This is a genomic window from Bacillus halotolerans (genome assembly GCF_001517105.1).
In the GTDB taxonomy this organism is placed as follows: Bacteria; Bacillota; Bacilli; order Bacillales; family Bacillaceae; genus Bacillus; species Bacillus halotolerans.
This window is the reverse complement of the sequence record NZ_LPVF01000013.1, coordinates 1-24,742: the sequence shown is the minus strand read 5'-3', so window position 1 is coordinate 24,742 and position 24,742 is coordinate 1. Positions and strand designations below refer to the sequence as shown.

Annotated in this window: 19 protein-coding genes and 1 tRNA gene; 14 read left to right on the top strand and 6 right to left on the bottom strand. The window is 42.7% G+C overall.

Going from position 1 to position 24,742, the window contains the following annotated elements; genetic code table 11:
- Positions 1–54: 54 nt before the first annotated feature.
- Positions 55–360, bottom strand: coding sequence for a DUF948 domain-containing protein (locus AU387_RS18120; protein WP_059336520.1), 306 nt, complete (start codon positions 358–360; stop codon positions 55–57).
- Between the two features lie 149 nt (positions 361–509).
- On the opposite strand from AU387_RS18120, the gene AU387_RS18115 reads away from it, so the two are divergent.
- A complete protein-coding gene (locus tag AU387_RS18115; RefSeq protein ID WP_059293344.1) occupies positions 510–1,226 on the top strand; it encodes a 3-ketoacyl-ACP reductase in 717 nt (238 codons plus the stop codon).
- Positions 1,227–1,256: 30 nt separating this feature from the next.
- Here the strand turns inward: AU387_RS18115 and AU387_RS18110 are convergent, their stop codons facing one another.
- A complete protein-coding gene (locus tag AU387_RS18110) occupies positions 1,257–2,474 on the bottom strand; it encodes a cytochrome P450 (RefSeq protein ID WP_059336519.1) in 1,218 nt (405 codons plus the stop codon).
- A gap of 303 nt (positions 2,475–2,777) precedes the next feature.
- On the opposite strand from AU387_RS18110, the gene rtp reads away from it, so the two are divergent.
- The 3 genes from rtp to proB all read left to right on the top strand — a co-directional run bounded on the left by rtp (position 2,778) and on the right by proB (position 5,302).
- Positions 2,778–3,146: a replication termination protein gene (gene rtp / locus AU387_RS18105; RefSeq protein WP_010334473.1), complete on the top strand. Its 369-nt coding sequence runs from the start codon at positions 2,778–2,780 to the stop codon at positions 3,144–3,146.
- Between the two features lie 146 nt (positions 3,147–3,292).
- Positions 3,293–4,171 carry a pyrroline-5-carboxylate reductase gene (gene proC, locus AU387_RS18100; protein WP_082687969.1) on the top strand — a complete coding sequence of 293 codons (879 nt, stop codon included), beginning with the start codon at positions 3,293–3,295 and terminating at the stop codon, positions 4,169–4,171.
- A gap of 15 nt (positions 4,172–4,186) precedes the next feature.
- Complete coding sequence (gene proB / locus AU387_RS18095; RefSeq protein ID WP_059336518.1) at positions 4,187–5,302, top strand: glutamate 5-kinase; 1,116 nt, start codon at positions 4,187–4,189, stop codon at positions 5,300–5,302.
- 60 nt (positions 5,303–5,362) lie between these two features.
- Here the strand turns inward: proB and gltC are convergent, their stop codons facing one another.
- Positions 5,363–6,265: a glutamate biosynthesis transcriptional regulator GltC gene (gene gltC / locus AU387_RS18090; protein WP_044155665.1), complete on the bottom strand. Its 903-nt coding sequence runs from the start codon at positions 6,263–6,265 to the stop codon at positions 5,363–5,365.
- A 146-nt stretch (positions 6,266–6,411) separates the two neighbouring features.
- Between gltC and gltB the strand changes: the two genes are divergently transcribed.
- Both gltB and gltD read left to right on the top strand, forming a co-directional pair.
- Complete coding sequence (gene gltB, locus AU387_RS18085; protein WP_059336517.1) at positions 6,412–10,974, top strand: glutamate synthase large subunit; 4,563 nt, start codon at positions 6,412–6,414, stop codon at positions 10,972–10,974.
- A gap of 16 nt (positions 10,975–10,990) precedes the next feature.
- Complete coding sequence (gltD, locus tag AU387_RS18080) at positions 10,991–12,472, top strand: glutamate synthase small subunit (RefSeq protein WP_059336516.1); 1,482 nt, start codon at positions 10,991–10,993, stop codon at positions 12,470–12,472.
- Positions 12,473–12,527: 55 nt separating this feature from the next.
- Here the strand turns inward: gltD and AU387_RS18075 are convergent, their stop codons facing one another.
- Positions 12,528–13,517: a zinc-binding dehydrogenase gene (locus AU387_RS18075; protein WP_059336515.1), complete on the bottom strand. Its 990-nt coding sequence runs from the start codon at positions 13,515–13,517 to the stop codon at positions 12,528–12,530.
- Positions 13,518–13,645: 128 nt separating this feature from the next.
- Between AU387_RS18075 and yofA the strand changes: the two genes are divergently transcribed.
- On the top strand, positions 13,646–14,515 hold the full coding sequence (gene yofA / locus AU387_RS18070; RefSeq protein ID WP_059336514.1) for a LysR family transcriptional regulator YofA: 870 nt from the start codon (positions 13,646–13,648) through the stop codon (positions 14,513–14,515).
- Positions 14,516–14,806: 291 nt separating this feature from the next.
- Here yofA and ggt read toward each other — a convergent pair whose 3' ends face one another.
- The gene (gene ggt, locus AU387_RS18065; protein ID WP_059336513.1) at positions 14,807–16,570 is read right to left on the bottom strand and encodes a gamma-glutamyltransferase; all 1,764 of its coding nucleotides are present in this window, start codon (positions 16,568–16,570) and stop codon (positions 14,807–14,809) included.
- Between the two features lie 182 nt (positions 16,571–16,752).
- Between ggt and AU387_RS18060 the strand changes: the two genes are divergently transcribed.
- The 3 genes from AU387_RS18060 to AU387_RS18050 all read left to right on the top strand — a co-directional run bounded on the left by AU387_RS18060 (position 16,753) and on the right by AU387_RS18050 (position 17,971).
- Positions 16,753–16,983 (top strand): excisionase family DNA-binding protein, encoded by a 231-nt coding sequence (locus AU387_RS18060; RefSeq protein ID WP_024121629.1) that lies wholly within the window; start codon positions 16,753–16,755, stop codon positions 16,981–16,983.
- Positions 16,984–17,298: 315 nt separating this feature from the next.
- Positions 17,299–17,844 (top strand): site-specific integrase, encoded by a 546-nt coding sequence (locus AU387_RS18055; RefSeq protein ID WP_044155674.1) that lies wholly within the window; start codon positions 17,299–17,301, stop codon positions 17,842–17,844.
- 54 nt (positions 17,845–17,898) lie between these two features.
- Positions 17,899–17,971 (top strand) — tRNA-Arg (locus AU387_RS18050).
- Positions 17,972–18,058: 87 nt separating this feature from the next.
- Here AU387_RS18050 and AU387_RS18045 read toward each other — a convergent pair.
- Entirely contained in the window at positions 18,059–18,604 is a 546-nt protein-coding gene (locus AU387_RS18045; RefSeq protein ID WP_059293217.1) for an IseA DL-endopeptidase inhibitor family protein, read from the bottom strand.
- A 288-nt stretch (positions 18,605–18,892) separates the two neighbouring features.
- Between AU387_RS18045 and AU387_RS18040 the strand changes: the two genes are divergently transcribed.
- From AU387_RS18040 to AU387_RS18025, 4 genes are all read left to right on the top strand, one after another.
- Positions 18,893–20,284 (top strand): MATE family efflux transporter, encoded by a 1,392-nt coding sequence (locus AU387_RS18040; RefSeq protein WP_059336512.1) that lies wholly within the window; start codon positions 18,893–18,895, stop codon positions 20,282–20,284.
- Positions 20,285–20,423: 139 nt separating this feature from the next.
- Positions 20,424–21,398, top strand: coding sequence for an aldose 1-epimerase (gene galM / locus AU387_RS18035; protein WP_059336511.1), 975 nt, complete (start codon positions 20,424–20,426; stop codon positions 21,396–21,398).
- Positions 21,399–21,424: 26 nt separating this feature from the next.
- Positions 21,425–22,900: a D-alanyl-D-alanine carboxypeptidase/D-alanyl-D-alanine endopeptidase gene (dacB, locus tag AU387_RS18030; RefSeq protein ID WP_059336510.1), complete on the top strand. Its 1,476-nt coding sequence runs from the start codon at positions 21,425–21,427 to the stop codon at positions 22,898–22,900.
- Positions 22,901–23,333: 433 nt separating this feature from the next.
- The coding region (locus AU387_RS18025; protein ID WP_241495300.1) for a condensation domain-containing protein at positions 23,334–24,742 on the top strand (1,409 nt) is incomplete at its 3' end.

The window sequence follows — 24,742 nt, the reverse complement described above, 5'->3', positions numbered from 1 at the left end:
AAAAATGATATCCCATTGTCCATTTTAAACGTTACAACGGGATATCATTCATATTTAACCTCTATTCAAATGTCCTGCGTGCCACACCTCTTTAACTGCTTGAGGGGCTTCTTTCACTTCAGCAGCAGTCTGCTGCAACGCGGTTTTTTTCATTTCAACATCGTACTGAATCATTTTTTGTTTTTGAGACAGCTGCTGTGCTTCCGTTTTTACCATTTCAACTTGTTTTTGCATGGATTGCGTAACTGCAGTGAGTTCCTTCATGGCGGGATCTATTTTCTTCTTGTTTTGAATCACATTTATCCCTAAGTAAATGATTGAAATGGCTATTACTGCGATACTGATATAAACGATAACCATATGTTCACCCCTTTTCTAATGTCATACCCTATTTCGCCTATTTTAAGCAGGTGAAATGATAGTTGCGCAGTTCATATCATTTGCGTATTGGTTTTCTTGTGCTTATAATGTGTTATCGTACATATGTAAACAAAGAAAGGGTGCTTCAATTGCAAAGTTTACAAAATAAAACTGCTCTTATCACAGGCGGAGGCAGAGGGATTGGACGCGCGACAGCTCTTGCGCTTGCGAAAGAAGGCGTAAATATCGGTTTAATCGGACGAACTGCCGCCAATGTTGAGAAAGTCGCAGAAGAAGTAAAAGCACTTGGTGTGAAAGCTGCGTTTGCCGCTGCGGATGTAAAGGATGCGGCGCATGTTGATCAAGCTGTGGCTTCTATTAAAGAGGAGCTAGGCGAGATTGATATTCTCATTAACAATGCGGGAATCAGCAAATTTGGCGGATTCTTAGATCTATCCGCTGATGAGTGGGAAAATATCATTCAAGTGAACCTAATGGGTGTATACCATGTTACTCGTGCGGTGCTTCCTGAAATGATTGAACGCAAAGCTGGTGACATTATTAATATTTCTTCTACAGCCGGCCAAAGAGGAGCAGCTGTCACGAGCGCTTACAGCGCATCCAAATTTGCCGTTCTTGGGTTAACAGAATCTCTCATGCAAGAAGTGAGAAAGCATAATATCAGAGTCAGCGCGTTAACGCCGAGCACTGTCGCAAGTGATATGTCGATTGAACTGAACCTGACAGACGGTAATCCTGAAAAGGTTATGCAGCCTGAGGATCTTGCTGAATATATGGTAGCTCAATTGAAGTTAGATCCGCGTATTTTCATTAAATCTGCTGGATTGTGGTCAACAAATCCGTAAAACGAAAGCCTGTCTAGCGACAGGCTTTTTTTATTTGAATTCAATCCGCACAGGTAAATGTTTAACACCAAACACGAAAGGACTTGGTACCGCTTCGAGTTTCTGTTCATCATCAGCTTGTTTAATATAAGCTGACATAGACAAGAGGGAGGAAAGAGCGATTTTTGCTTCGAGCCTGGCCAATGGTGCGCCGAGGCAAAAGTGAATTCCGAACCCAAAGCTGAGATGGGGGTAGGAGGGGCGGTTAATGATAAAACGATCAGGTTCAGAAAATTTTGCTTCATCCCGATTGGCTGACGCGACCCAGCTGATAACGGAAGATCCTTTCTTTATAAATGCTCCGCCAAGCGCTATATCTTCTGCTGCAACTCGTCCGATGGCTTGAACAGGCGGATAATAGCGGAGCGTTTCTTCTATTATATTAGGCACATAGTCTGTATTCTGTCTTATCTGTTGTTGCATGGCTGTGTCTTCCGTGATATAGCGAACAGCATTCGCGATCAAATTAGTAGTCGTTTCGTTTCCCGCGACAAGAAGTAGAATGCAAAAACCGAGCAGCTGCTCTTCTGTTAGATATTCTCCATCGACCTCTGACTGCAAAAGCATCGTAATCAAATCTTCTTTTGGATGGGCTCGTCGTTTTAATAGAATGTCTCTAAAATAGTTACTTAAGAAAGCGTAGCCGTCCCGGCGTTTTTGAACCATGTCAGCGACAGATTTGTCTGAACTGTCCTTCGCTCCGGCAACGAGCACGTCGGAGTATGTTTTGATGATGTGCCGGTCTTCAATCGGTGCTCCAAGCATTTCAGCAATGATAATAACAGGAAGGGGGCCTGCTATATCATCTATCATATCGATTGTGTCTTTTTGCCGCGCCTCCTGTAAGAGGAATGCTGTAACGTCTTTTATGCGAGTTTCGATTTGTTTCACTGCCTTTGGAGTAAACGATTTGTTGACGAGTGCACGTAATTTGGTATGTTTCGGAGGGTCCATTGTTAAAATGCTTTCTGCCTGTATGCCGCGTTTGGATGAAAAAAGTTTGGGATTTTTCAGGACGAATTGAACGTCATCATACTTAAAAACATCCCAGCAATCACGCTGTTTGTCATAGCGGACAGGAGACGATTTCCGAAGCTTTTCATAAATCGGGAAGGGGAAAAGACGATCCTTTTCGAATTTTAATTCTTTCATGGGAATTAAGTTGGCGTAACGTTCTTCTTTGGCAGGGCACGCTGTTTGCTTTGTCATTTTATCATCTCCTTTATCGATACGTTATCAAAGGCTGTTTTTCAATTCAATGGACATATATTGAAGAAAATGTAAACCGGACAATAGTTTTAAATTGAAGATCATAGTGAAAACAAGTTATAATGAACCAAACAAACTATGTACCAAATGTTCATTTTATCTTTTTTATTCCCTCCACCCATACAAACATCAAACACAAAATAACTTGATTATCATGTTATTAATAGAAGAAGGAGAACAACAGGAAAAAATTGAATATTTAGTACATGGTGTTCTCAGTTTACAGAGAAGGGGTGCAGACCGATGAAAGAAGAAAAAAGAAGTTCCACTGGATTTTTAGTCAAGCAGCGCGCGTTTTTGAAGCTTTATATGATTACCATGACTGAGCAGAAAAGACTTTACGGGTTAAAGCTTCTGGAAGTGCTTCGATCAGAATTTAAAGAGATTGGTTTTAAACCAAACCATACAGAGGTTTACCGGTCTTTGCATGAGCTTCTTGATGATGGGATATTAAAACAAATCAAAGTAAAGAAAGAAGGGGCTAAGCTCCAAGAAGTGGTCCTCTATCAGTTTAAAGATTACGAGGCAGCCAAGCTGTATAAAAAACAGCTGAAAGTAGAGCTGGATCGCTGCAAGAAACTGATTGAAAAAGCACTGTCAGATAATTTTTAACATAGAAAACACCCGGCATAGTCACGTGTATCGGGTGTTTTCTGTTTTTCATTATACATATTTGTCGAAATGAAACAATACAAATCAATAGTGACCTTCAAACTTGACATCATTTCCTCACGTGGTAACATTTTAAACGTGTGAAAATACGAACAAAAAAGCGAACAAAGGAGATGTTACCGATCTTTGATCAAAATAAAGTAGCTTTTATCGGAGCCGGATCTATGGCGGAAGGAATGATATCAGGTATCGTTCGTGCCAATAAAATCCCAAAACAAAACATCTGCGTTACAAACCGTAGCAATACAGAGCGATTAGCTGAGCTTGAACTTCAATATGGAATCAAAGGCGTGGCGCCGGATCACTTATGTATTGAAGACATGGATGTGCTCATTTTGGCGATGAAGCCAAAAGATGCCGAAAGCGCTCTGTCATCATTAAAAACACGCATCCAACCCCATCAATTAATTTTGTCGGTGCTAGCCGGCATAACCACCTCTTATATTGAACAATCATTGCATAATCAACAGCCGGTTGTCAGAGTAATGCCTAACACATCAAGTATGATCGGCGCTTCTGCAACTGCCATCGCACTTGGCAGGCATGTGACAGATGATTTAGAAAAACTGACGGCGGCTTTGCTCGGCTGCATGGGTGAAGTGTATACAATCCAGGAAAATCAAATGGACATTTTCACGGGAATTGCCGGCAGCGGCCCTGCGTATTTTTATTATTTAATGGAATTCATCGAAAAAACAGGCGAGGAAGCGGGCCTTGATAAACATTTATCACGAAGCATCGGTGCACAGACACTCTTGGGTGCTGCAAAAATGCTGATGGAGACAGGAGAACAGCCTGAGGTGCTGAGAGATAATATCACCTCGCCAAATGGAACGACTGCTGCCGGATTACAGGCCTTGAAGAAGAGCGGCGGAGGAGAAGCCATTTCTCAAGCCATTAAACATGCGGCTAAGCGTTCAAAGGAAATCAGCGATGATATCGAAAAAACAGCGGCACCGCTATAAAACAGGAGTGATAAAGTGACGTCTGAAACAGAAATGAAAAGAGTTGTCGTGAAGATCGGCAGCAGTTCATTGACAAGTCTTCATGGGGAAATCAGCATTCGCAAACTGGAAGCTTTAGTGGACCAGGTCGCCAAACTAAAAGACGCCGGATATGAAGTCATCCTGGTTTCTTCCGGCGCAGTAGCAGCAGGATATCGCAAGCTCGGATTTCTTCAGCGACCAGAAAATCTGCCTGAAAAACAAGCGTCTGCTTCAATCGGTCAAGGGTTGCTGATGGAGGCTTATTCAAAGCTGTTTTTGGCGCACGGTTATGTGGCTTCTCAAATTTTAATCACAAGAAGCGACTTTTCTGATGAATATCGATATCACAATGTTCGGAACACAATGAATGTACTGCTCGAACGCGGTATTATCCCGATAATTAACGAAAATGACACAGTGACCGTCAATCGGCTTAAGTTTGGCGATAATGATACACTCGCGGCCAAAGTCGCCGGATTAATCGATGCGGATCTTCTTGTGATTTTATCGGATATCGACGGTTTATATGACGGCAATCCGCGAAATAATCCAAAAGCGAAAAGGGTGCAGCGAGTCAGTGAGATTACACCGGAAATTGAAGCGTGTGCAGGCGATACAGACAGCGAAGTCGGCACCGGAGGCATGCGGTCCAAACTGGATGCGTTTAAAATTGTGATGGCATCCGGCATAAAAGGATTTCTTGGCCAGGCAGACGCTGCAGATATATTATATCAAGCTGTTCATGGAGAGGCGGAAGGCACCTATTTTGAAGCTGAGGGAACGCTTCCGTTGAATCAAAAAGAGCAGTGGATCGCTTTTAATTCCGGACCAGAAGGTGAAATTGTGTTATCAGATGACTGTTCCGGCCAAATAGCTGACGGTCAATCGCATATATACCCAGATGGTGTAAGGGAAATTAAAGGAAAATTTAAAAGCGGCGCTGTTGTCCGCCTGACTGATTCTCATGGTGAAGACATCGGCCTCGGGATCGTCAATTATTCTTCCTTGCAGCTTGAGACACCCGAAAAAAATAAAGGCATGAAAAACAAAGCTGTGATTGATCCAGAAGCGTTTGTATGCCATGTGGATTTATCTTTGCCTGTATATTAAATAGAAGAAATACACGGGAACAAAAAACCCGAACTTCTCCAGAGAAGCTCGGGTTCTTTTTTATTGATACTGTTCCAATTTCGAGAAAAACTGTATGACAAACTCATAAAAATCCTGCGCTGACGGTGCAAGCTCTCTGTTTTTCGGCTTAATAATCCCGACAGTCCGTTTCACTTGAGGAAACTCAATTGGAATTTTCACAGTAAATCGGGGTGTCGTTTCCGCAAAAGTGCTCTCCGGCAGAAGGGTGACACCCATACCTGCGGACACCAATCCTTTGATAGCGTCCAAATCCTCACCCTCCGTAGAGACAAGAGGGGCAAACCCGGCTTGTTTGCAAGAGTCAATCGCCATTTTTCTGAGCACAAATCCTTCCGGAAACAACACAAATTGATCGTTGCGCAAATCGATTAAATGGACCGTTTTTTGTTTGGCGAGCGGATGATTTAAAGGTACAAGCGCGTAAATTTTTTCCGTGAATAAAATATGTCCTGCTATGTCTGGAAAATTCGTCGGCACCGGGCCTAATAACGCTAAATCGATATCGCGGTTTCTGACAGCTTCAATCAGAAACTTATAAGAGCCTTGGCGCAGCAAAAACTCTACGTGCGGATATTCTTCTTTAAATGCCGAAACGACAGTCGGCAGAAGCTGACTGGCGAGGCTTGTAGGAAAGCCGATTTTTACGGTTCCGCGATGCGGGTCAAGGTACTCATCAATTTGTTCTTTTGCATAATCGATGGCTTTCATCGCTGTTTTGACATGAATTAAAAATTCTTTTCCAATCGGAGTGAGTTTGATATTTCTCCCTTCACGCTCAAATAAAGTAACATTTAATTCTTCTTCAAGGTTTGCAATTTGTCTGCTGATTGCTGATTGGGCCACATGCAGATAATCAGCGGCTTCTGAAACGTGTTCACGTTCAGCAACCTCCATAAAATAACGCAGTTGGCGCAGCTCCATGTAAGTCTCACATCCATCTATCTCATTTTGAGATTCTTTTGATCTAAATTATATATTGTTTATATCGTTTTGAAAACCTACAATAATATTAGAGTTGTTAGATTTTATGACCGGTATTATCGGAAACTGATCGGGGGAGAGGAATTATGACTTACAATCAAATGCCAAAAGCTCAAGGTCTCTACCGTCCTGAATTTGAACATGATGCATGCGGAATCGGCCTATATGCGCACTTAAAAGGCAAGGCGACACATGACATCGTCAAACAGGGGCTGCAGATGCTTTGCCAGCTCGACCACAGAGGAGGTCAAGGCAGTGATCCGGATACGGGAGACGGCGCCGGCTTACTGGTTCAAATCCCTGATGCTTTCTTTAAGAAAGAGTGCAAAGACATCAATCTGCCGGAAAAAGGACGTTACGGGGTAGGAATGGTCTTTTTCTCGCAGAAGGAAGATGAAAGAAAAAAAATCGAAAAGCAAATCAATGCACTGATTGAACAGGAAGGCCAAGTTGTGCTTGGATGGAGAACTGTACCTATAAATGTCGGAAAAATCGGAACAGTAGCACAAAAAAGCTGTCCGTTTGTCCGTCAAGTATTCATTGGCGCAAGTTCTGACCTGAAGGATGATTTGTCCTTTGAGCGAAAATTGTATGTCATTCGTAAACAGGCTGAAAACTGGGGAGTAACGGAAGGTCTAGATTTTTATTTTGCCAGTCTTTCAAGCCAAACTATTGTTTATAAAGGCCTTTTAACACCTGAACAGGTTGATGCGTTTTATTCCGATCTGCAAGATGAGGCATTCGTATCCGCTTTTGCACTAGTTCATTCACGCTTCAGCACTAATACCTTCCCTACATGGGAAAGAGCACACCCAAACCGTTATTTGGTTCACAATGGTGAGATTAACACCCTTCGAGGAAATATCAACTGGATGAGAGCACGCGAACAGCAATTTGTGTCTGAAAGTTTTGGTGAGGATCTTAATAAAATTCTTCCAATTCTGAATGCTGACGGCAGTGACTCTTCCATTTTAGATAACGCATTTGAGTTTTTCGTTATGGCGGGACGCAAGCCGGCACATACGGCGATGATGCTGATTCCTGAGCCATGGACAGAAAATACGCACATGTCTAAAGAAAAAAGAGCGTTTTATGAGTATCACAGCTCATTAATGGAGCCTTGGGACGGTCCGACGGCCATTTCATTTACTGACGGAAAACAAATCGGCGCAATACTCGACCGAAATGGTTTACGTCCGGCCCGTTATTATGTGACAAAAGATGATTATATTATTTTCTCATCTGAGGTCGGCGTTATTGAGGTTGAACAGGAAAACGTTTTATATAAAAACCGCCTTGAACCAGGAAAAATGCTTTTAATTGACTTGGAAGAAGGCCGCATTATTTCTGATGAAGAAGTAAAAACACAAATCGCAACTGAATATCCGTACCAAAAATGGCTTGAGGAAGAGCTTGTGCAAGTGAATCCTGATCCGGAAACAAGAGAGGAAGAGCAGTTCACGGATCTTCTTACGCGTCAGAAAGCGTTTGGGTACACATATGAGGATATTCAAAAATATTTAATTCCTGTTATTAAAGAAGGAAAAGATCCTCTGGGCTCAATGGGGAACGATTCGCCGCTTGCTGTTTTGTCTGATCGCCCGCAATCGCTGTTTAACTATTTTAAGCAATTGTTTGCACAGGTTACCAACCCGCCGATTGACGCGATTCGCGAGCAGCTCGTGACTTCAACAATGACTTGGCTCGGAGCAGAAGGCGATCTCCTTCATCCGAATGAACGGAACGTCCGCCGAATCAAGCTGTATACACCCGTGTTATCCAATGAGCAGTTTTATGCGCTGAAAACCATCGTCCATCCTGATTTAAGAAGCCAAAAAATGAATGTGCTGTTTTCAGAAGATCTTGAACGCGGGTTAAAAGACATGTTCACCCAAGCTGAGAAAGCAATCAGCCAAGGCGTCAGTCTTTTGATTTTGTCCGATAGAGCAATGAATGAGCAGTTAACGCCAATTCCGCCGCTGTTAGCAGTCAGCGCACTGCACCAGCATTTAATCCGAAAAGGATTGCGCACGAAAGTCAGCATTATCGTTGAATCGGGAGAAGCACGTGAGGTTCATCACTTCGCAGCTCTAATCGGCTATGGAGCCGACGCTGTCAATCCTTATCTGGCATATGCGACCTACAAGCAGGAAATTGATGAAGGCCGTTTGGATATCAGCTATGAAGAAGCGGTCAGCAAGTATGGAAAAAGCATTACCGAAGGTGTCGTAAAAGTGATGTCGAAGATGGGGATTTCTACTGTACAGAGCTACAGGGGCGCCCAAATCTTTGAAGCGGTAGGAATCAGCCGTGACGTGATTGACCGTTATTTTACGGGAACAGCATCACAGCTCGGCGGCATTGACTTAAATACCATTGCCGAAGAGGCGCAGCGCCGCCACCAGGAAGCGTATAAAGATGACTACAGCAAAACGCTTGAACCGGGAAGTGACTTCCAATGGAGAAACGGCGGAGAGCATCACGCATTTAACCCGAAAACGATTCACACCTTGCAATGGGCGTGCCGCAGAAATGATTACAATCTGTTTAAACAATATACGAAAGCGGCAGATGAAGAACGAATCGGATTTCTGCGAAACTTGTTCTCATTTGAGGAAAACCGCAAGCCTCTAAAAGTGGAGGAAGTAGAATCTGCTGAATCGATTGTCAAACGTTTTAAAACAGGTGCGATGTCATTTGGATCATTAAGCAAGGAAGCCCACGAAGCATTAGCGATTGCGATGAACCGCCTGGGCGGAAAAAGCAACAGCGGTGAAGGCGGAGAAGATCCAAAACGCTTTGTGCCTGATGAAAACGGCGATGACAGAAGAAGCGCGATCAAACAAATTGCATCCGGACGATTCGGTGTAAAGAGCCATTACTTAGTCAATGCCGATGAGCTGCAGATTAAAATGGCGCAAGGCGCAAAACCGGGAGAAGGCGGACAGCTGCCAGGCAATAAAGTGTATCCTTGGGTTGCCGATGTCCGCGGATCAACACCTGGGGTCGGATTGATTTCACCGCCTCCGCACCATGACATTTATTCAATCGAGGATTTAGCCCAGCTGATTCACGATTTAAAAAATGCGAACCGTGATGCAAGAATCAGCGTGAAGCTGGTCTCAAAAGCTGGTGTCGGAACGATCGCTGCGGGTGTTGCTAAAGCAACTGCAGATGTCATCGTTATCAGCGGTTACGACGGAGGTACAGGTGCTTCACCTAAAACAAGCATTAAACATACAGGGCTTCCGTGGGAGCTTGGCCTTGCAGAAGCGCACCAAACCTTAATGCTGAACGGACTCCGTGATCGTGTTGTATTAGAAACAGACGGAAAGCTTATGACAGGCCGGGACGTCGTCATGGCCGCATTGCTCGGCGCTGAAGAATTCGGTTTCGCAACTGCTCCGTTAGTTGTTCTCGGCTGTGTTATGATGCGCGCCTGCCATTTGGATACATGTCCTGTCGGGGTAGCGACTCAAAATCCTGAACTTCGCAAAAAGTTCATGGGAGATCCTGATCATATTGTGAACTACATGTTGTTTATTGCTGAAGAAGTCCGTGAATACATGGCTGCATTAGGTTTTAAAACTTTCGATGAAATGATCGGCCGCACTGACGCACTTAACGTGAGTGAGCGGGCAAAGGCGCATTGGAAAGCGAGCCAGCTTGATTTGTCCACACTTCTTTATCAGCCGGAAGGCGTACGGACATTCCAAACGCCGCAAAACCATAAAATTGATCAATCGCTCGATATCACAACGATTCTTCCTGCTGTAAAAGATGCCATCGAATCGGGAAAAGAAGCTGATATTTCAGTCGAAATCAATAACACAAACCGTGTAGCAGGCACTGTAACAGGCAGTGAAATTTCGAAACGTTACGGCGAAGAAGGACTTCCGGAAGATACGATTAAGCTGCAATTCACAGGATCAGCCGGCCAAAGCTTTGGAGCGTTCGTTCCAAAAGGCATGACGCTTTATTTAGACGGAGATTCAAATGACTACGTCGGAAAAGGTCTGTCTGGCGGAAAAATCATTGTCAAATCACCGGAAGGATTCAACTCCGAATCACATGATAATGTAATTATCGGCAACGTAGCATTCTATGGCGCGACGAGCGGAGAAGCATATATTAACGGCCGTGCAGGTGAACGCTTTGCCGTTCGGAACAGCGGTGTGAATGTTGTTGTTGAAGGCATCGGTGATCACGGCTGTGAATACATGACAGGCGGAAGTGTTGTCGTACTGGGTGATGTCGGCAAAAACTTCGCGGCTGGTATGTCCGGCGGAATCGCGTATGTATTGGCCGAAGATGTAAAAGCATTTAAACGCAAATGCAACCTTGAAATGATTTTATTTGAGTCATTAGAAGATGAAAAAGAAATTCAGCAAGTTAAAGCAATGCTTGAAAAGCATGCTGCATATACAAACAGCCAAAAAGCAGCAGACCTGCTTGTACAGTGGGAAGACAGCGTGAAAACATTCATTAAAGTGATTCCGAAAAACTATAAACAAATGCTTGCGAGCATCGAAGAGCAAAAAGCTGCGGGCTTATCTGAGGAAGAAGCCGTCATGTACGCGTTTGAAGCCAATACGAAACCAAAGCAGAAAAAAGCGCCGGCGGGACAAAAACAAGCGGTAGTACAGTAAGGAAGGGGAGAGGAACATGGGGAAACCAACTGGATTTATGGAAATCAAACGAGAAAAACCAGCTGAGCGAGACCCTCTCACTCGCTTAAAGGACTGGAAGGAATATTCTGCTCCTTTTTCAGAAGAAGCGTCGAAACGGCAGGGGGCGCGGTGTATGGATTGCGGTACACCGTTTTGCCAGATCGGTGCCGACATTAACGGATTTACATCCGGCTGTCCGATTTACAACTTAATTCCTGAATGGAACGATCTTGTCTACCGAGGCAGATGGAAAGAAGCATTAGAACGGCTTGTAAAAACAAACAACTTTCCTGAATTCACAGGGCGGGTTTGTCCCGCTCCTTGTGAAGGGTCATGTACACTAGCGATTTCCGACCCGGCCGTATCGATTAAGAATATTGAACGGACCATTATTGATAAAGGGTTTGAGAATGGTTGGATTCAGCCTAGGATTCCGAAAAAACGTACAGGCAAAAAAGTTGCCATCGTTGGGTCGGGCCCAGCCGGACTGGCGAGTGCTGACCAGCTGAACCAAGCTGGACATTCTGTCACTGTTTTTGAACGCGCAGACAGAGCGGGCGGACTTTTAACTTACGGCATTCCAAACATGAAACTTGAAAAAGGAATTGTCGAACGCCGCATTAAGTTGCTGACGCAAGAAGGAATCGATTTTGTTACAAATACGGAAATTGGCGTTGATATAACGGCCGATGAGCTGAAAGAGCAATTTGATTCCGTAATCCTTTGCACAGGTGCTCAAAAACAGCGGGATCTATTAATTGAGGGGCGCGAATCAAAAGGTGTTCACTACGCGATGGATTACTTGACGCTTGCTACAAAAAGCTATTTAGATTCTAACTTTAAAGACAAGCGATTCATTGATGCGAAGGGGAAAGATGTTATCGTGATCGGAGGCGGAGACACAGGAGCTGACTGTGTGGCTACCGCTTTGCGCCAAAAAGCCAAAAGTGTGCACCAATTCGGCAAACACCCGAAACTTCCTCCGGCTCGCACGAATGATAATATGTGGCCTGAACAGCCGCACGTCTTTACGCTTGAATATGCATATGAAGAAGCAGAAGCAAAATTCGGAAGAGACCCGAGAGAATATTCGATCCAAACAAAAAAATTGGTTGCCGATAAAAACGGCAAATTGAAAGAGCTCCATACGATTCAAATGGAGAAAGTGAAAAATGAGCATGGAAAATACGAGTTCCGTGAACTGCCTGGAACTGAAAAAGTATGGCCTGCTCAGCTCGTCTTTATCGCTATCGGCTTTGAAGGCACAGAACAGCCGATTTTAAAACAATTTGGTGTTGATTCTAATAACAACAAAATCAGCGCAGCATATGGGGATTATAAAACAAATATCGATGGTGTTTTCGCCGCAGGGGATGCAAGAAGAGGCCAAAGTTTAATCGTATGGGCGATTAATGAAGGCCGTGAAGTGGCGCGTGAAGTTGACCGATATTTGATGGGGAGTTCAGTTCTGCCGTAAATAAAGGGGATTATATAAAAAAAGAAACCGGACTGTTTGTCAGCCGGTTTCTTTTTTAATCTATTGTGATCCCAATGTTCCCAAACTGGCTGCCTTCCTGCATTCTGGTATATGCTTCATGTGCTTGTTCTATAGGATATGTCCGGTCAAGCACGGGCCGAAGTTTATGTTTTTCCATGAAATGCAGCATTTTATGAAATTCATCACTGCTACCCATCGACGTTCCCAATATATTGATTTGCGGAAAGAATAAAGAACGCAGCAGAAAACTGAGATTATCACCCGAACTTGCACCAAAGCTGACAATACGGCCATTCGGTTTAACATGATCAAAGTATTCTGAAAAGAGGGCCGGTCCTATGCTATCGAGAATGACATCAGCTTTTTGTCCTTGAAGATGTTCAGACCAATTGCTGTAACTGTCAAAAGCGTGGTCAGCACCTAATTGTATTGCTCTTTTTCTTTTTTCCTCGCTTCGAGAAGTTACGCTTACAGTTGCTCCAATCGCTTTAGCCATTACTAGCGCGTAGGTTGCAACGCCGCTTCCAATTCCCGGTATCAAAATATGCTCGCCTTTTTTTAATTGGGCCTTTGTAAAAAGTGCTCGATATGCGGTCAGAGCTGATAATGGCAACACGCCTGCTTCCTCCCAGGATAGATAAGAAGGTTTTTTTACTGCGTTTTGTGAAGGAATGATCACATATTCAGCAAGTGTTCCGTTTGAAGGGCCTCCCAAAATATCCGGAACAGGAGGTACATCATCTGTTACTTTCCAATTCAAAGTCGGTAAAATCACCACTTCTGTTTGAACAGCCAGATCATCTACACCTTCACCGACCGCTTCAATAATGCCAGCACCGTCAGAGCCCAGAATAAACTCAGGATCTTGTTCAGTTTTATTTTTCATGAGAAACAGGTCCCGGTGATTTAATCCCGCCGTTTTCAACTTGACTTTCACTTCTCCGTATCCGGGATTTTGAGAAGAGAGGTCCTGATACGCTAACCCCCGAAGTCCGCTTTTTCCGTTATGAATAACCGCTTTCATGCCGTCTGCCTCCTATATTCCTCGTAATCTATGATCTTCACATATTTTACACAGCGGTTTTCTTCAAGTAAAATGAACAAAAATGATTGCCGGTATCACTTTTAATCATAACAAGAAGGTGACAGCGTATGGAAAGCGGAGAATTAAAGATATTCCGGGCTGTTGCCCGTGAAGGGAGTATAACAAAAGCAGCCCGGCAGCTGAATTATGTTCAATCTAATGTAACAGCCAGAATCCATAAGCTTGAGACAGATCTGAATATCAAGTTATTTCACCGGACAAATCGTGGAATGAAGTTAACGGCTGCAGGGCAAAACCTATTACAATACGCAGATCAAGTTTTATCATTATTAGACGAAGCTGAGAAATCAGCGCAGTTAAGTCAGCATCCGAAAGGGCCATTGCGGCTTGGAGCATTGGAAACAACAGCGGTCACTCACCTGCCTGAACATGCAGCTTCATTCCTTAGACGTTTTCCTGAAGTTGATTTATCAGTGAACACAGGTGATACGCACAGCTTGGTTCAGCAAGTTCTAGATCATAAGGTGGATGGCGCTTTTGTGTACGGTCCTGTTGAATACATGGATATCAAACAAATTCCTGTTTCCCATGAGGAATTGGTGTTGATTTCACCAGAGGAAGGGGCGATAGAGGACATGCTTCGGCTGCCGATGCTCTTTTTTGGAACCGGCTGCTCTCATCGCGATAGGGTCAAAAGATTATTGGAGGAAGCCGGTATTCAACAGCAAAAAATTATAGAATTTGGCACATTGGAAGCCGTTATCAGAGGAGTTTCCGCTGGTTTGGGAACGGCGCTGCTGCCAAAGTCGGCCATTGCCTGCTCTGTCCATCGCCAAAGGGTGTACGTTCACCAGCTTCCCGCATCATATCAGGATATGACGATCGTGTTTATTTACAGAAAAGACTTTTTTATGACCAGTGCATTTCAGCGGTTTATTGCAGAATTGAACGAAACCAAATTTATCCCATCAGTCTAATCAAGAAGAGAAGATTCAAGAATAGCAGGGGATACGGGATAGATTTTTGTTTTTGTAAGCTGGAGAGACTGTTTTCAAAAAAACAAAGAAGCTTTAAGGTCTATGAATTGATTAGCTGATCAAACCTTTATGTGTTTCGAATTGTTATCTGGCACATGTCTGGATGTTATATTGAAAGGTATTCGTACCGACATTAGATTCGCGTTAAGGAGTATGCGAGGACCATAGGCAAGATTAATCGTTCACAGCAAAAAAACTGTACTCGGCAAAAATGAGTACAGTTTTTCTTTTTTATTTATGTCTTAAATTAATTCCGATCGCTGCGCCGTTTCTGCTTGAATCGGCTACTCCTTTGAAGGTGCCGTTTTCACGGTCGATAAAAATGCTTTGCACGTTTCCGATGTCCACTGGACTTGTGCTGAATTTATGGCCCATGTCTTTTAATTTGCTGAGTACATCCTCTGGAACTCCGTCTTCGTATCTGTAGGAGCTCATACTGTTTGTGTAAATTCTCGGCTCTTCAACCGCTGCTTTTAACTCCATTCCATATTCTATACTATAGAGGATGGTTTGCAGCACGGAAGAAATAATCGTTGCCCCTCCAGGAGATCCGACGGTGAGAACTGGTTTGTCATCTTTAAACAAAATCGTCGGCGTCATGCTGCTTAATGGCCGCTTGTTCGGCTGAACTTCGTTGGCTCCGCCTGGAACCGCATCAAAATCTGTTAGTTCATTGTTTAAAATGACGCCGTAATCAGGAACCATAATACCTGTTCCAAACAGCTGTTCAATTGTTGTTGTATAGGAAACAACATTGCCCCAGCGGTCCGCGACGGTAAAGTGTGTCGTTTGGCCGTCTACTTTATCATTCGGCTGTTCGACTTGCTTATAGTTTGCGGTTCCTTCTTCGTATTTCCAAGGATCACCGGCTTTTGGTTTTTTGTTGACTTCATCTAAACTGATTAATTGCTGGCGCTCTTTTATATAGTCGGGGTGAAGCAAACCTTTGAGAGGAACATTTACAAATTCGGGATCGCCTGCATAAGCCGCGCGGTCAGCGTAAGACAAATGCATGGTTTCAGCGAGCAGATGGTATTTTTCCCATGAGCGGATATCATATTGTGAAAGGTTAAAATCATCGAGAATGTTCAGCATTTGCAGCAAAAACACGCCGCCAGAGCTTGGAGGAGGAGTCGTTGCGATTTGATAGCCCTGATATTCTCCCCAAATCGGTTCGTCAATTGTAATGTCGTAATTTTCTAAATCTTTTTCGGTCATTGATCCCCCAAAATCCTGAACAGTATCAGAAAGGGCTTTGGCAAATCTGCCTTCGTAAAAGGCGTCTATGCCTTTCGAACGAATGAGCTTAAAGGTTTTGGCCAGATCTTTTTGAATGAGCGTATCGCCTTCTTTAAGCGGCTCGCCATTCGGCAGAAATACATCCTTAGCGGCAGTTCGTGATAATTTTTCCTGATAATCAGAAATCGCATCTGCTAACACTGAATCAATCGGAAAGCCTTTATCAGCGAGTTTAATAGAGGGGGAAATTAATTGTTTCATCGAACGGGTTCCCCATTTATCCAAGGCTTTTTCCAGCCCTTTCAGTGTACCCGGAACACCAACAGCAGTACCTTTTGTGACACGTTCGGAGAAGGGTATCGCTTTGCCGTTTTCATCGAGAAACATATCCGGAGTTGCGCCTGCGGGAGCGCGTTCACGGCTGTCAATGATCGTCGTATCTCTTGTTTTTCCGTCATACACCATCATAAAACCGCCGCCGCCAATACCTGACATCATCGGTTCTGTGACATTAAGCGCAAACTGAATGGCAACCGCCGCGTCAATGGCATTTCCGCCTTTTTTCAGGACGTCAGCTCCGATCTCTGAAGCAAGAGGATGCGCAGTTGCAACCATTCCGTCTTTGCCTACATCTACTTGTTTGTACTCGTCATAGCCTTTGGGCGGCTTTTTAGCTTCCGCGTGAAATGGAGCACTTCCAGCGACTAACAGAACACTAAGCAGGGCTGCTAAACAGACGTTCCACGTTTTTTTCATGTTCTCCCTCCTATTAAGCTGTTATGTTACAATCTTAGCGTAAAAAAAATACAGCGGTTTCACAAGTGACAAATGGTATATAATCTATATCATCCGGCCTTATTTCTGTGTGAAATTGATTATATTGGGGTAAGTCATGTGCTATAGTAGAAACAGCATACGGATTAAGAAAGGAATGCTATATGTATTTAACGATTAAAGAAACAGCAGAATATGCAAATCTTTCAGAGGATTATATTAAAAGTTTGGTGCTCGAAGGAAAAATCAGGGCCGTTCATGACGGTGAGCAATTTTTGATTTATAAGGGACAGTTCAAAACGCATCTCGAACAGCTGGAGAATTACAAAGCGCTCGTGCAGGAAATATTAAATGAACCGATCCCCGAAGATATTGATGTAAAGGATGAGGATTAGGACACAATTTGAAATTGTGTCTTTTTTTGCATCTTTTTTTGAGAGTATCTCGAAAAGCAAAGCGTCATATTGCGTTTTAAGGGCTTTTTCGGGAAGGGTTAGAGTGATTTGTCTCAGGAGTTGAAAAAGCTTTATATGAGCCTGTAAATGTCATTTCAGAAGATAGGGCGTTTCAAGAGATCTTTTTTCTGCTTATGTAACACTATGTATATTATGTTACATAAATGCCTCCGAACTTTGACATTCAACGTTTTTCCGCTATAATAGTAACATAGACCTCAAAACGTTACATAACGGTTTTTAAGGAGTTTTTTGATGCATATTGTACAGCCGATCCGCAGTTTAGAGAAAATTCAAGATGTGAAACAGTATTTACGCAGCAAAAACAAGCGTGATTATTTTTTATTTATTTTCGGCATTAACAGCGCGCTCCGAATTTCTGATATTTTGCCGCTTCAAGTGAAAGATGTCAGAAATAAAGACCATTTATGGGCGACTGAAAGCAAAACAAAAAAGAAAAGGAAGATTCTCATTTTAGAATCTTTGAAAGCAGAAATATACGAGTATACGAAAGACATGAAAGAAAATGAATATCTCTTTAAATCTGTCCGAACCAGAAAGCCAATTTCACGCATTCAGGCATACAGAATTTTAAGAGAGGCAGCCGAAGCGTGCGGACTTGAGGAAATAGGGACCCATACGCTCCGGAAAACATTTGGCTATCATTTCTACCAGCGGACAAAAGATATCGCTGAGCTGCAGAGGATTCTTAATCATTCATCACCTTCAATTACAATGCGTTATATTGGAATCGATGAAGATACAACAAGAGCTGCTTATAAGGTATTTGGAGGGCTGTAAATCAAATCGCTTGAAAATCGTGACAATCGGAGCTACTATATAGATATCAAAAAAGCTCTAGTAGCACAGCGGATAGTGCAGCAGTTTCCTAAACTGCAGGTCGGGAGTTCGAATCTCTCCTAGAGCGTAATAAAACAAAAGGGCAATGGACGATACGTCCGTTGCTTTTTTATGCTGAACATAAAAAACGCCCGTTTTTCTCGGGCGTTTTTTCTTATATAACTGCGTCAAAGCGATTTACTTTCCACTTTTTATTCTCTTTTACAAATGTCACTTTCCGTTTTGCTGAAGGTGATCCGTCCAAAGTAGGAACGGTAAATTCATATGTGACTGTGCCGCCTTTTTTAGAAATGAGTTTAGCGGTTGATTTTTTCCAATTTAAGAGATTGTCTCCGTCACCGACCGGAACAGCCAGTTTTCCTTTTGAGACAACGAAATGATAGTCTTTAAAGCCTTTTTCAATCGCTGTTTTTGAGAAAATAGGTGTTAAGTAATTCACAGCTTTTTCTTTTGTACCAAGGTCACTGCACATGTATACGTACTGAAGGTTTTGATGCTCGAATGTGCCTGATGGGCAAACTGCTTTTTTCGCTTTTGGATTGTGTCCGCTCATTGTATTCCAAAAATGCTCTCTTGCTGTTAGCGCCAGCTGCAATGCTTGTTTTTGTGATAAATCCCCGGATGTGTTTTTCGCAAATGCATTTGTGTTTAATGACAGAATAAGTGCAATAGTGGTTAGAAATAGAAGATATTTTTTCAATGTGGCTCTCTCCTTTAAAATCTCTTTCTCTTATGTTACAAATGTTACAATAGTTACGTTTAGATTACAATACTTTTGCATAAATTATTTTTTATTCTTTCATCTCACCAAAAGACTATGCTGTATCGCACTAGTTTATTCTGGCAGATTGAAAAATGTGTAAAAATAGGAGAATCGGGAAGGGTTTTATAAGTACTGTGGTGAATAGTTACATGTTGCATGTCGTGTTCATTTCAAAAGAAACGGGAGCACGTTAGTGAAACGAGTTTAAATAAAGGAGTCATTCATATGGAAACATTACAAGAAAATCCCGTATCTAAGAAGAAGAGCAATCCATCTGTTTGGCGGTCAATGTCACTATTTTTAGTGCCGCTCCTTCTGAGCAATGTGCTGCAATCAGTGGGCCAATTAGTCGGGATGGTCGCTGTGGGCAGATGGCTTGGCGTAGATGCGCTTGCAGCTGTCTCATCCTTTTTCCCGCTGTTTTTTCTTCTCATTTCATTTACGATCGGCATCGGTTCCGGCAGTTCCATTCTTATCGGGCAAGCCTATGGGGCAAAAAATGAGGAACGGTTAAAGGCCGTTGTCGGAACAACGCTGACATTCACCTTTTTATTAGGAATTGTGTTAGCTGTGATCGGCAGTATATTCACCTTAGATATTCTGCGTCTCATGGGCACGCCGGAAAATGTAATTCATGTCAGTGTCAGCTATGCGCGTATCTTATTTTGCGCAATGCCGTTTATGTTTTTATATTTTGCTTATACCACATTCTTGCGGGGGACAGGAGATTCTAAGACACCTTTTTATACATTGATTGTAAGCACAGTCATCAATATAGCACTTTTACCGATCTTAATTCTCGGTATGTTCGGCTTGCCGAAGCTGGGCATTTACGGCTCTGCTTACGCAACCGTTATTTCTACAATTGTGACCTTTATCGTATTGTTGGTGTATCTGCGGAAAACGAAACACCCGCTGCAATTTGATAAGACAGTGCGGCGTTATTTGAAAATGGATAAGGAATTGCTGGCTCTTCTGCTGCGTCTTGGTATTCCGTCAAGCATTAACATGATTCTCGTCTCACTATCGGAAATAGCGGTCATTTCATTCGTCAATCATTATGGCTCTGATGCAACCGCAGCATATGGCGTGGTCAATCAGGTAGCCAGCTATGTGCAAATGCCGGCTGTCAGTCTGGGGATCGCGGTGTCTATTTTCGCCGCTCAATCTATTGGAGCGAATGAGTTTGACCGGTTAAAGCAAGTCATTCGGGTCGGCATTTGGCTGAATTATATCATTGGCGGTGTGCTGATCCTCCTTATCTATCTTTTTGCACATCAGATTTTAGCATTATTTTTGACCGAGAAAGATACCCTTTACATTGCACACAGGCTTTTGATGATTACGTTATGGAGCTATTTGCTGTTTGGGAATGCCCAAATTATTTCTGCGACGATGCGTGCAAGCGGAACGGTTTTATGGCCGACCCTCATCAGTATTTTCGCCATCTGGGGAATCGAAGTGCCGGTCGCGTTTGTTCTGTCTCACTATACAAATCTTGAAATACTCGGCATTTGGGTAGGCTATCCGGCAGCATTTGCCGTGAGTTTGCTTTTGATTTACGGGTATTATCAATTCATTTGGAAAAAGAAGCAGATTACACGTCTGATTCAATAAACTCCAAGAGAACACCGTTCATTTTGAATGGTGTTTTTTGTTTACTTAAAGACTAAAGGGAAAACATAAAATGGAGGAAATAGTGCACACTGAATTGAATTCATATATAAGCATTGAATTAAGGAGAGGTTGAGTACACATGACAAATTATATTGAAAAGATGACGTATTTAGGAACACCAGCTGTCAAAGCGGGTAATGAGCATTTGGAAATAATAGTCGTGCCTGAGTGGGGCAGCAACGTCATTTCTCTCGTAGACAAAGAAACAAAGATGCACCTTTTACGAGAACCGGAAACAACTGAAAGCTTTCATGACACACCTACATTGTATGGAATTCCCATTTTGTTTCCGCCTAACCGCATAAGTGACGGAACGTTCACCTTCCGGGGCAGAACGTATCATTTTGATATCAATGAAAAGGATAAACACCATCACCTTCACGGCTTTCTCTATGACAAAAAGTGGGACATCATAACAATGAAACAAACAGACGAAGAAGTGATCATAGAAACTGAAATTGATCTTTCGGAGATTCCCCATGTTTATAAACAATTTCCGCATCATGCTGTTGTACGGATGACATACATTTTAAAAGGTAACACTCTTTATAAGCATGCCACGATCATGAATAAAGGGAAGGATGCATTTCCTTGGGGGCTTGGTTATCATACGACCTTCGTTTTCCCGGAAGAGAGCTCTTTATTTTCTCTTACTGCTGATCAGCAATGGGAATTGGATGAACGTTTATTGCCGACCGGAAAGCTGATTGATATACCGAATCAGGAAGCTTTGCACGAAGGAATGCTCTTACGGCAGCAGCTTGATGATGTCTTTTTATCTTCTTATCAGAAGAGAGGGGGAGAAAATCAGGCTGTCATTTACCATCAGCATGCACACCTGAATATGATCTACAAGGCGGATGAACAATTTAAGCATTGGGTTGTGTATAATGCAGATGGAACACAAGGGTATTTGTGCCCGGAGCCTTATACATGGGTGACAAACGCAGTTAACCTTGATCTCTCTTCGTCACTCACCGGCTTACAAGTGTTAGAGCCTGGTGAAGAGAAGACAGTAAAAAGCAGCATCACGATTGAGCGTAATCATCGTTAGCCATTCAGGAGAGGCGGGATAAGAAAATGAGAAAAAGCATGAAGCTTTATTTTGTAATATTGCTGCTTTTCATCTTTGCTTCCATTCCATATATGCATCATGCTGCACATGCGGCTGAAGAACAGGATACACTTGCCGGGCAGATTGAAACCATTTTAGCCAATGAACCTGCTTTAAAAGGCGCAATGGCTGGCATTACTGTCCGTTCTGCAGAAACAGGCGACGTCTTATACGACCATTTAGGGGATGTCCGGATGAGACCCGCCTCTTCTTTGAAGCTTTTTACAGCCGCCGCGGCACTTTCTGTTCTCGGTGAGGATTTTTCTTTCACAACAGAAGTGCGGACAGACGGCCGCCTCAAAGGACAAAAGCTGAATGGCAACCTTTATCTGAAAGGAAAAGGAGATCCGACACTTTTACCAGCTGATTTTGATCAAATGGCCGAAAAGCTGAAAAAATCCGGCATCAAGTCCATAAAAGGCAATCTTGTCGCCGATGACTCATGGTATGATCATATCCGCTATTCGCCTGATTTGCCATGGAGTGATGAGTACACTTATTACGGCGCACAAATTTCCGCACTGACAGCGTCTCCAAATGAGGACTATGATGCAGGCACTGTGATAGTAGAAGCCAGTCCGGGAAAGAAAGAAGGACAAAAGCCAGCAATATCAGTGTCACCAAAAACGGATTATGTAGCGATTGAGAATGAGGCGAAAACAGTTGAGGCAGGAAAAAAGAAAGATCTTTCTATCGAAAGAGAACATGGAACCAACACTATTACGATTAAAGGGAGCATACCGGTTGATGCGAGCAAAACAAAAGAGTGGATTTCCGTCTGGGAGCCGGCAGGATATGCTTTAGATTTATTTAAGCAGGCTCTTAAAAAACAAGGCATTACAGTAAAAGGGAAAATCATAATGGGCACAGCGCCCGACTCTTCAGACATACTGGCCTCTCATCACTCAATGCCTTTGTCTAAGCTATTTCTTCCTTTTATGAAATTAAGCAATAACGGGCACGCCGAGGTACTTGTAAAAGAGATGGGGAAAGCGGAAAAAGGAGAGGGCAGCTGGGAAAAAGGGCTTGAAGTGCTAAACAGTACGCTTCCGAATTTCAGCGTTGATCCCAAAACACTTATTTTGAGGGACGGTTCCGGGGTCTCTCATATCAACGCCGTATCATCAGACCAAATCACAAAGCTCTTATATGACATTCAAGATGAAAAGTGGTTTCAACCTTATCTGCATGCTCTGCCGGAAGCGGGGAACAGTGACAGACTGGTAGGCGGGACGCTAAGAAACCGCATGAAAGACACCCCGGCAGAAAGAAAGATAAGGGCAAAGACCGGGTCGTTAAGCACTGTCAGCTCTCTGTCTGGCTATGCAGAAACAAAGAGCGGAAAAACGCTCGTTTTCTCTATTCTTCTAAACGGTCTGATTGATGACTCGGATGGCAAAGACATTGAGGATCAAATTGCTGTTATCTTGGCAAATCAATAAAAACGCTAAACCTGTTTTCGTGGAAAACAGGTTTTTTTATGTTTCTTTTTACATTATCGCGCTTGTTTTTAAAACATTCAGCTAAATATTGTAGAAATGTAACCTGATACTGAGGCGGAGAATATCTTATAAACGGTCCAACACTATCCTCATATGAAATTAAATAATTGAAGAAAAAATCTAGTGATGAAGAACTATTAAAAATCGATACTTTCATAACTTTACATTCGAAATCCTAATAAAATCAATCAAGAAAAATAAATAATTAATACTATATTCAAAAAAATGTTATAAAAATTTTATATTTTTTATTGTACTTTAAAAAAATTCGGTTAATATAATGCATATATGGATTATATAGTCATATAATTTCTTTTTATTGTAATTATTTCAGTTTCTTATCCTCTTATAAATTAGAATTGGAGGGAATTCGTTGAAAGAAAATACTTATGGTTTAACTCATGCCCAAAGGAGAGTTTGGTTTACTGAACTGTTGGAGCCTGGTACAAGCATCTGTAATCTGACCGCCTGTGTAAAATTCAGGGGTGATGTTGATCTTGATGCTCTTCAGCTGGCTCTGAACCTTTCAATCTCCCGTAATGATGCAATCAGGTTCCAACTGACAGAAGGAATTGAATCGGAGTCAGAGCCTCGTCTGTATCTTGCAGAATACAAAGGATTATCACTTGAAATAATAGATTTTACAAATGCTGAAATGACAGAAACAGAGCAATGGATTCATGATCAAGCCAGAATTCCGTTTAAGCTGCTTGATTCGCCTCTGTATCAATTTTATCTCCTTAGAATCCATCCTCATGAGATTTGGTTATATGCGAAATTCCATCATATTATCATGGATGGCATCTCTTTAAATTTGCTGGGAAATCAAATTATTGATCTGTATCAAAAAATCAAAAAAGGGGAGCCTGTACCCGATGAGCAAGAGCCTTCCTACATTAGCTACATAGAAAAAGAGAGGCAGTACTTACAATCTTCACGTTTTGAAAAAGACCATTTGTTTTGGACGCAAACCTACCAACAGCCTCCGGTATACCACTCACTAACCGGACAGAGCACTTCACAAAAGCAGAGTACCTCCGCATCGAGAGATACTATCACACTTTCACCTTACCTAGCCCATACCATCCAAGCTTTTTGCGAAGAACAGAAAATCAGTATGATTTCCTTATTTATGGCTTCATTTTACATATGTATCAGCCGCATCACCTCTAAAACGGACCTTGCGATCGGAACCTACTATGGAAACAGGGGGTCAAAGGCGGAGAAAGAAATGCTTGGCATGTTTGTCAGTTCTCTTCCAATTAGAAAAACGGTTGATTCTGACGCCGATTTTCTTTCCTTTGCACGCAGTGTCGGCAGAGAACAGCTTTCAGTCATGCGCCACCAAAGATTTCCTTATAATTTGCTGGTGAATGAATTAAGAAAAGAACACAAGGATTTACACAACCTGATCGGTATATCAATGCAGTACCATCCGCTTCAGTGGCAAAAAGCGGATGATTTGAACTATGAGACGGCGCTTTATTTCAGCGGATACACCGCGAACGAGCTTTCTGTTCAAATACAGGAGCGGATAGATACTGGAGCCATTCAATTAAATTTCGACTATCAAAATATCTTATTTTCTCTTGAGGACATTAAACGGATTCAGCACCACCTGCTTACGTTGCTGGAAAACGCGCTTCAAAATCCGCATAGTACTATAAAAGAATTAGATATGGCAGAAAAGTCTGAGAAAGAAAAAGTTTTGTATGAGTTTAACAGAACGAAAGCTATTTCCCCTTCAGCATCGACGTTGCACGGGCTGTTTGAACGTCAGGC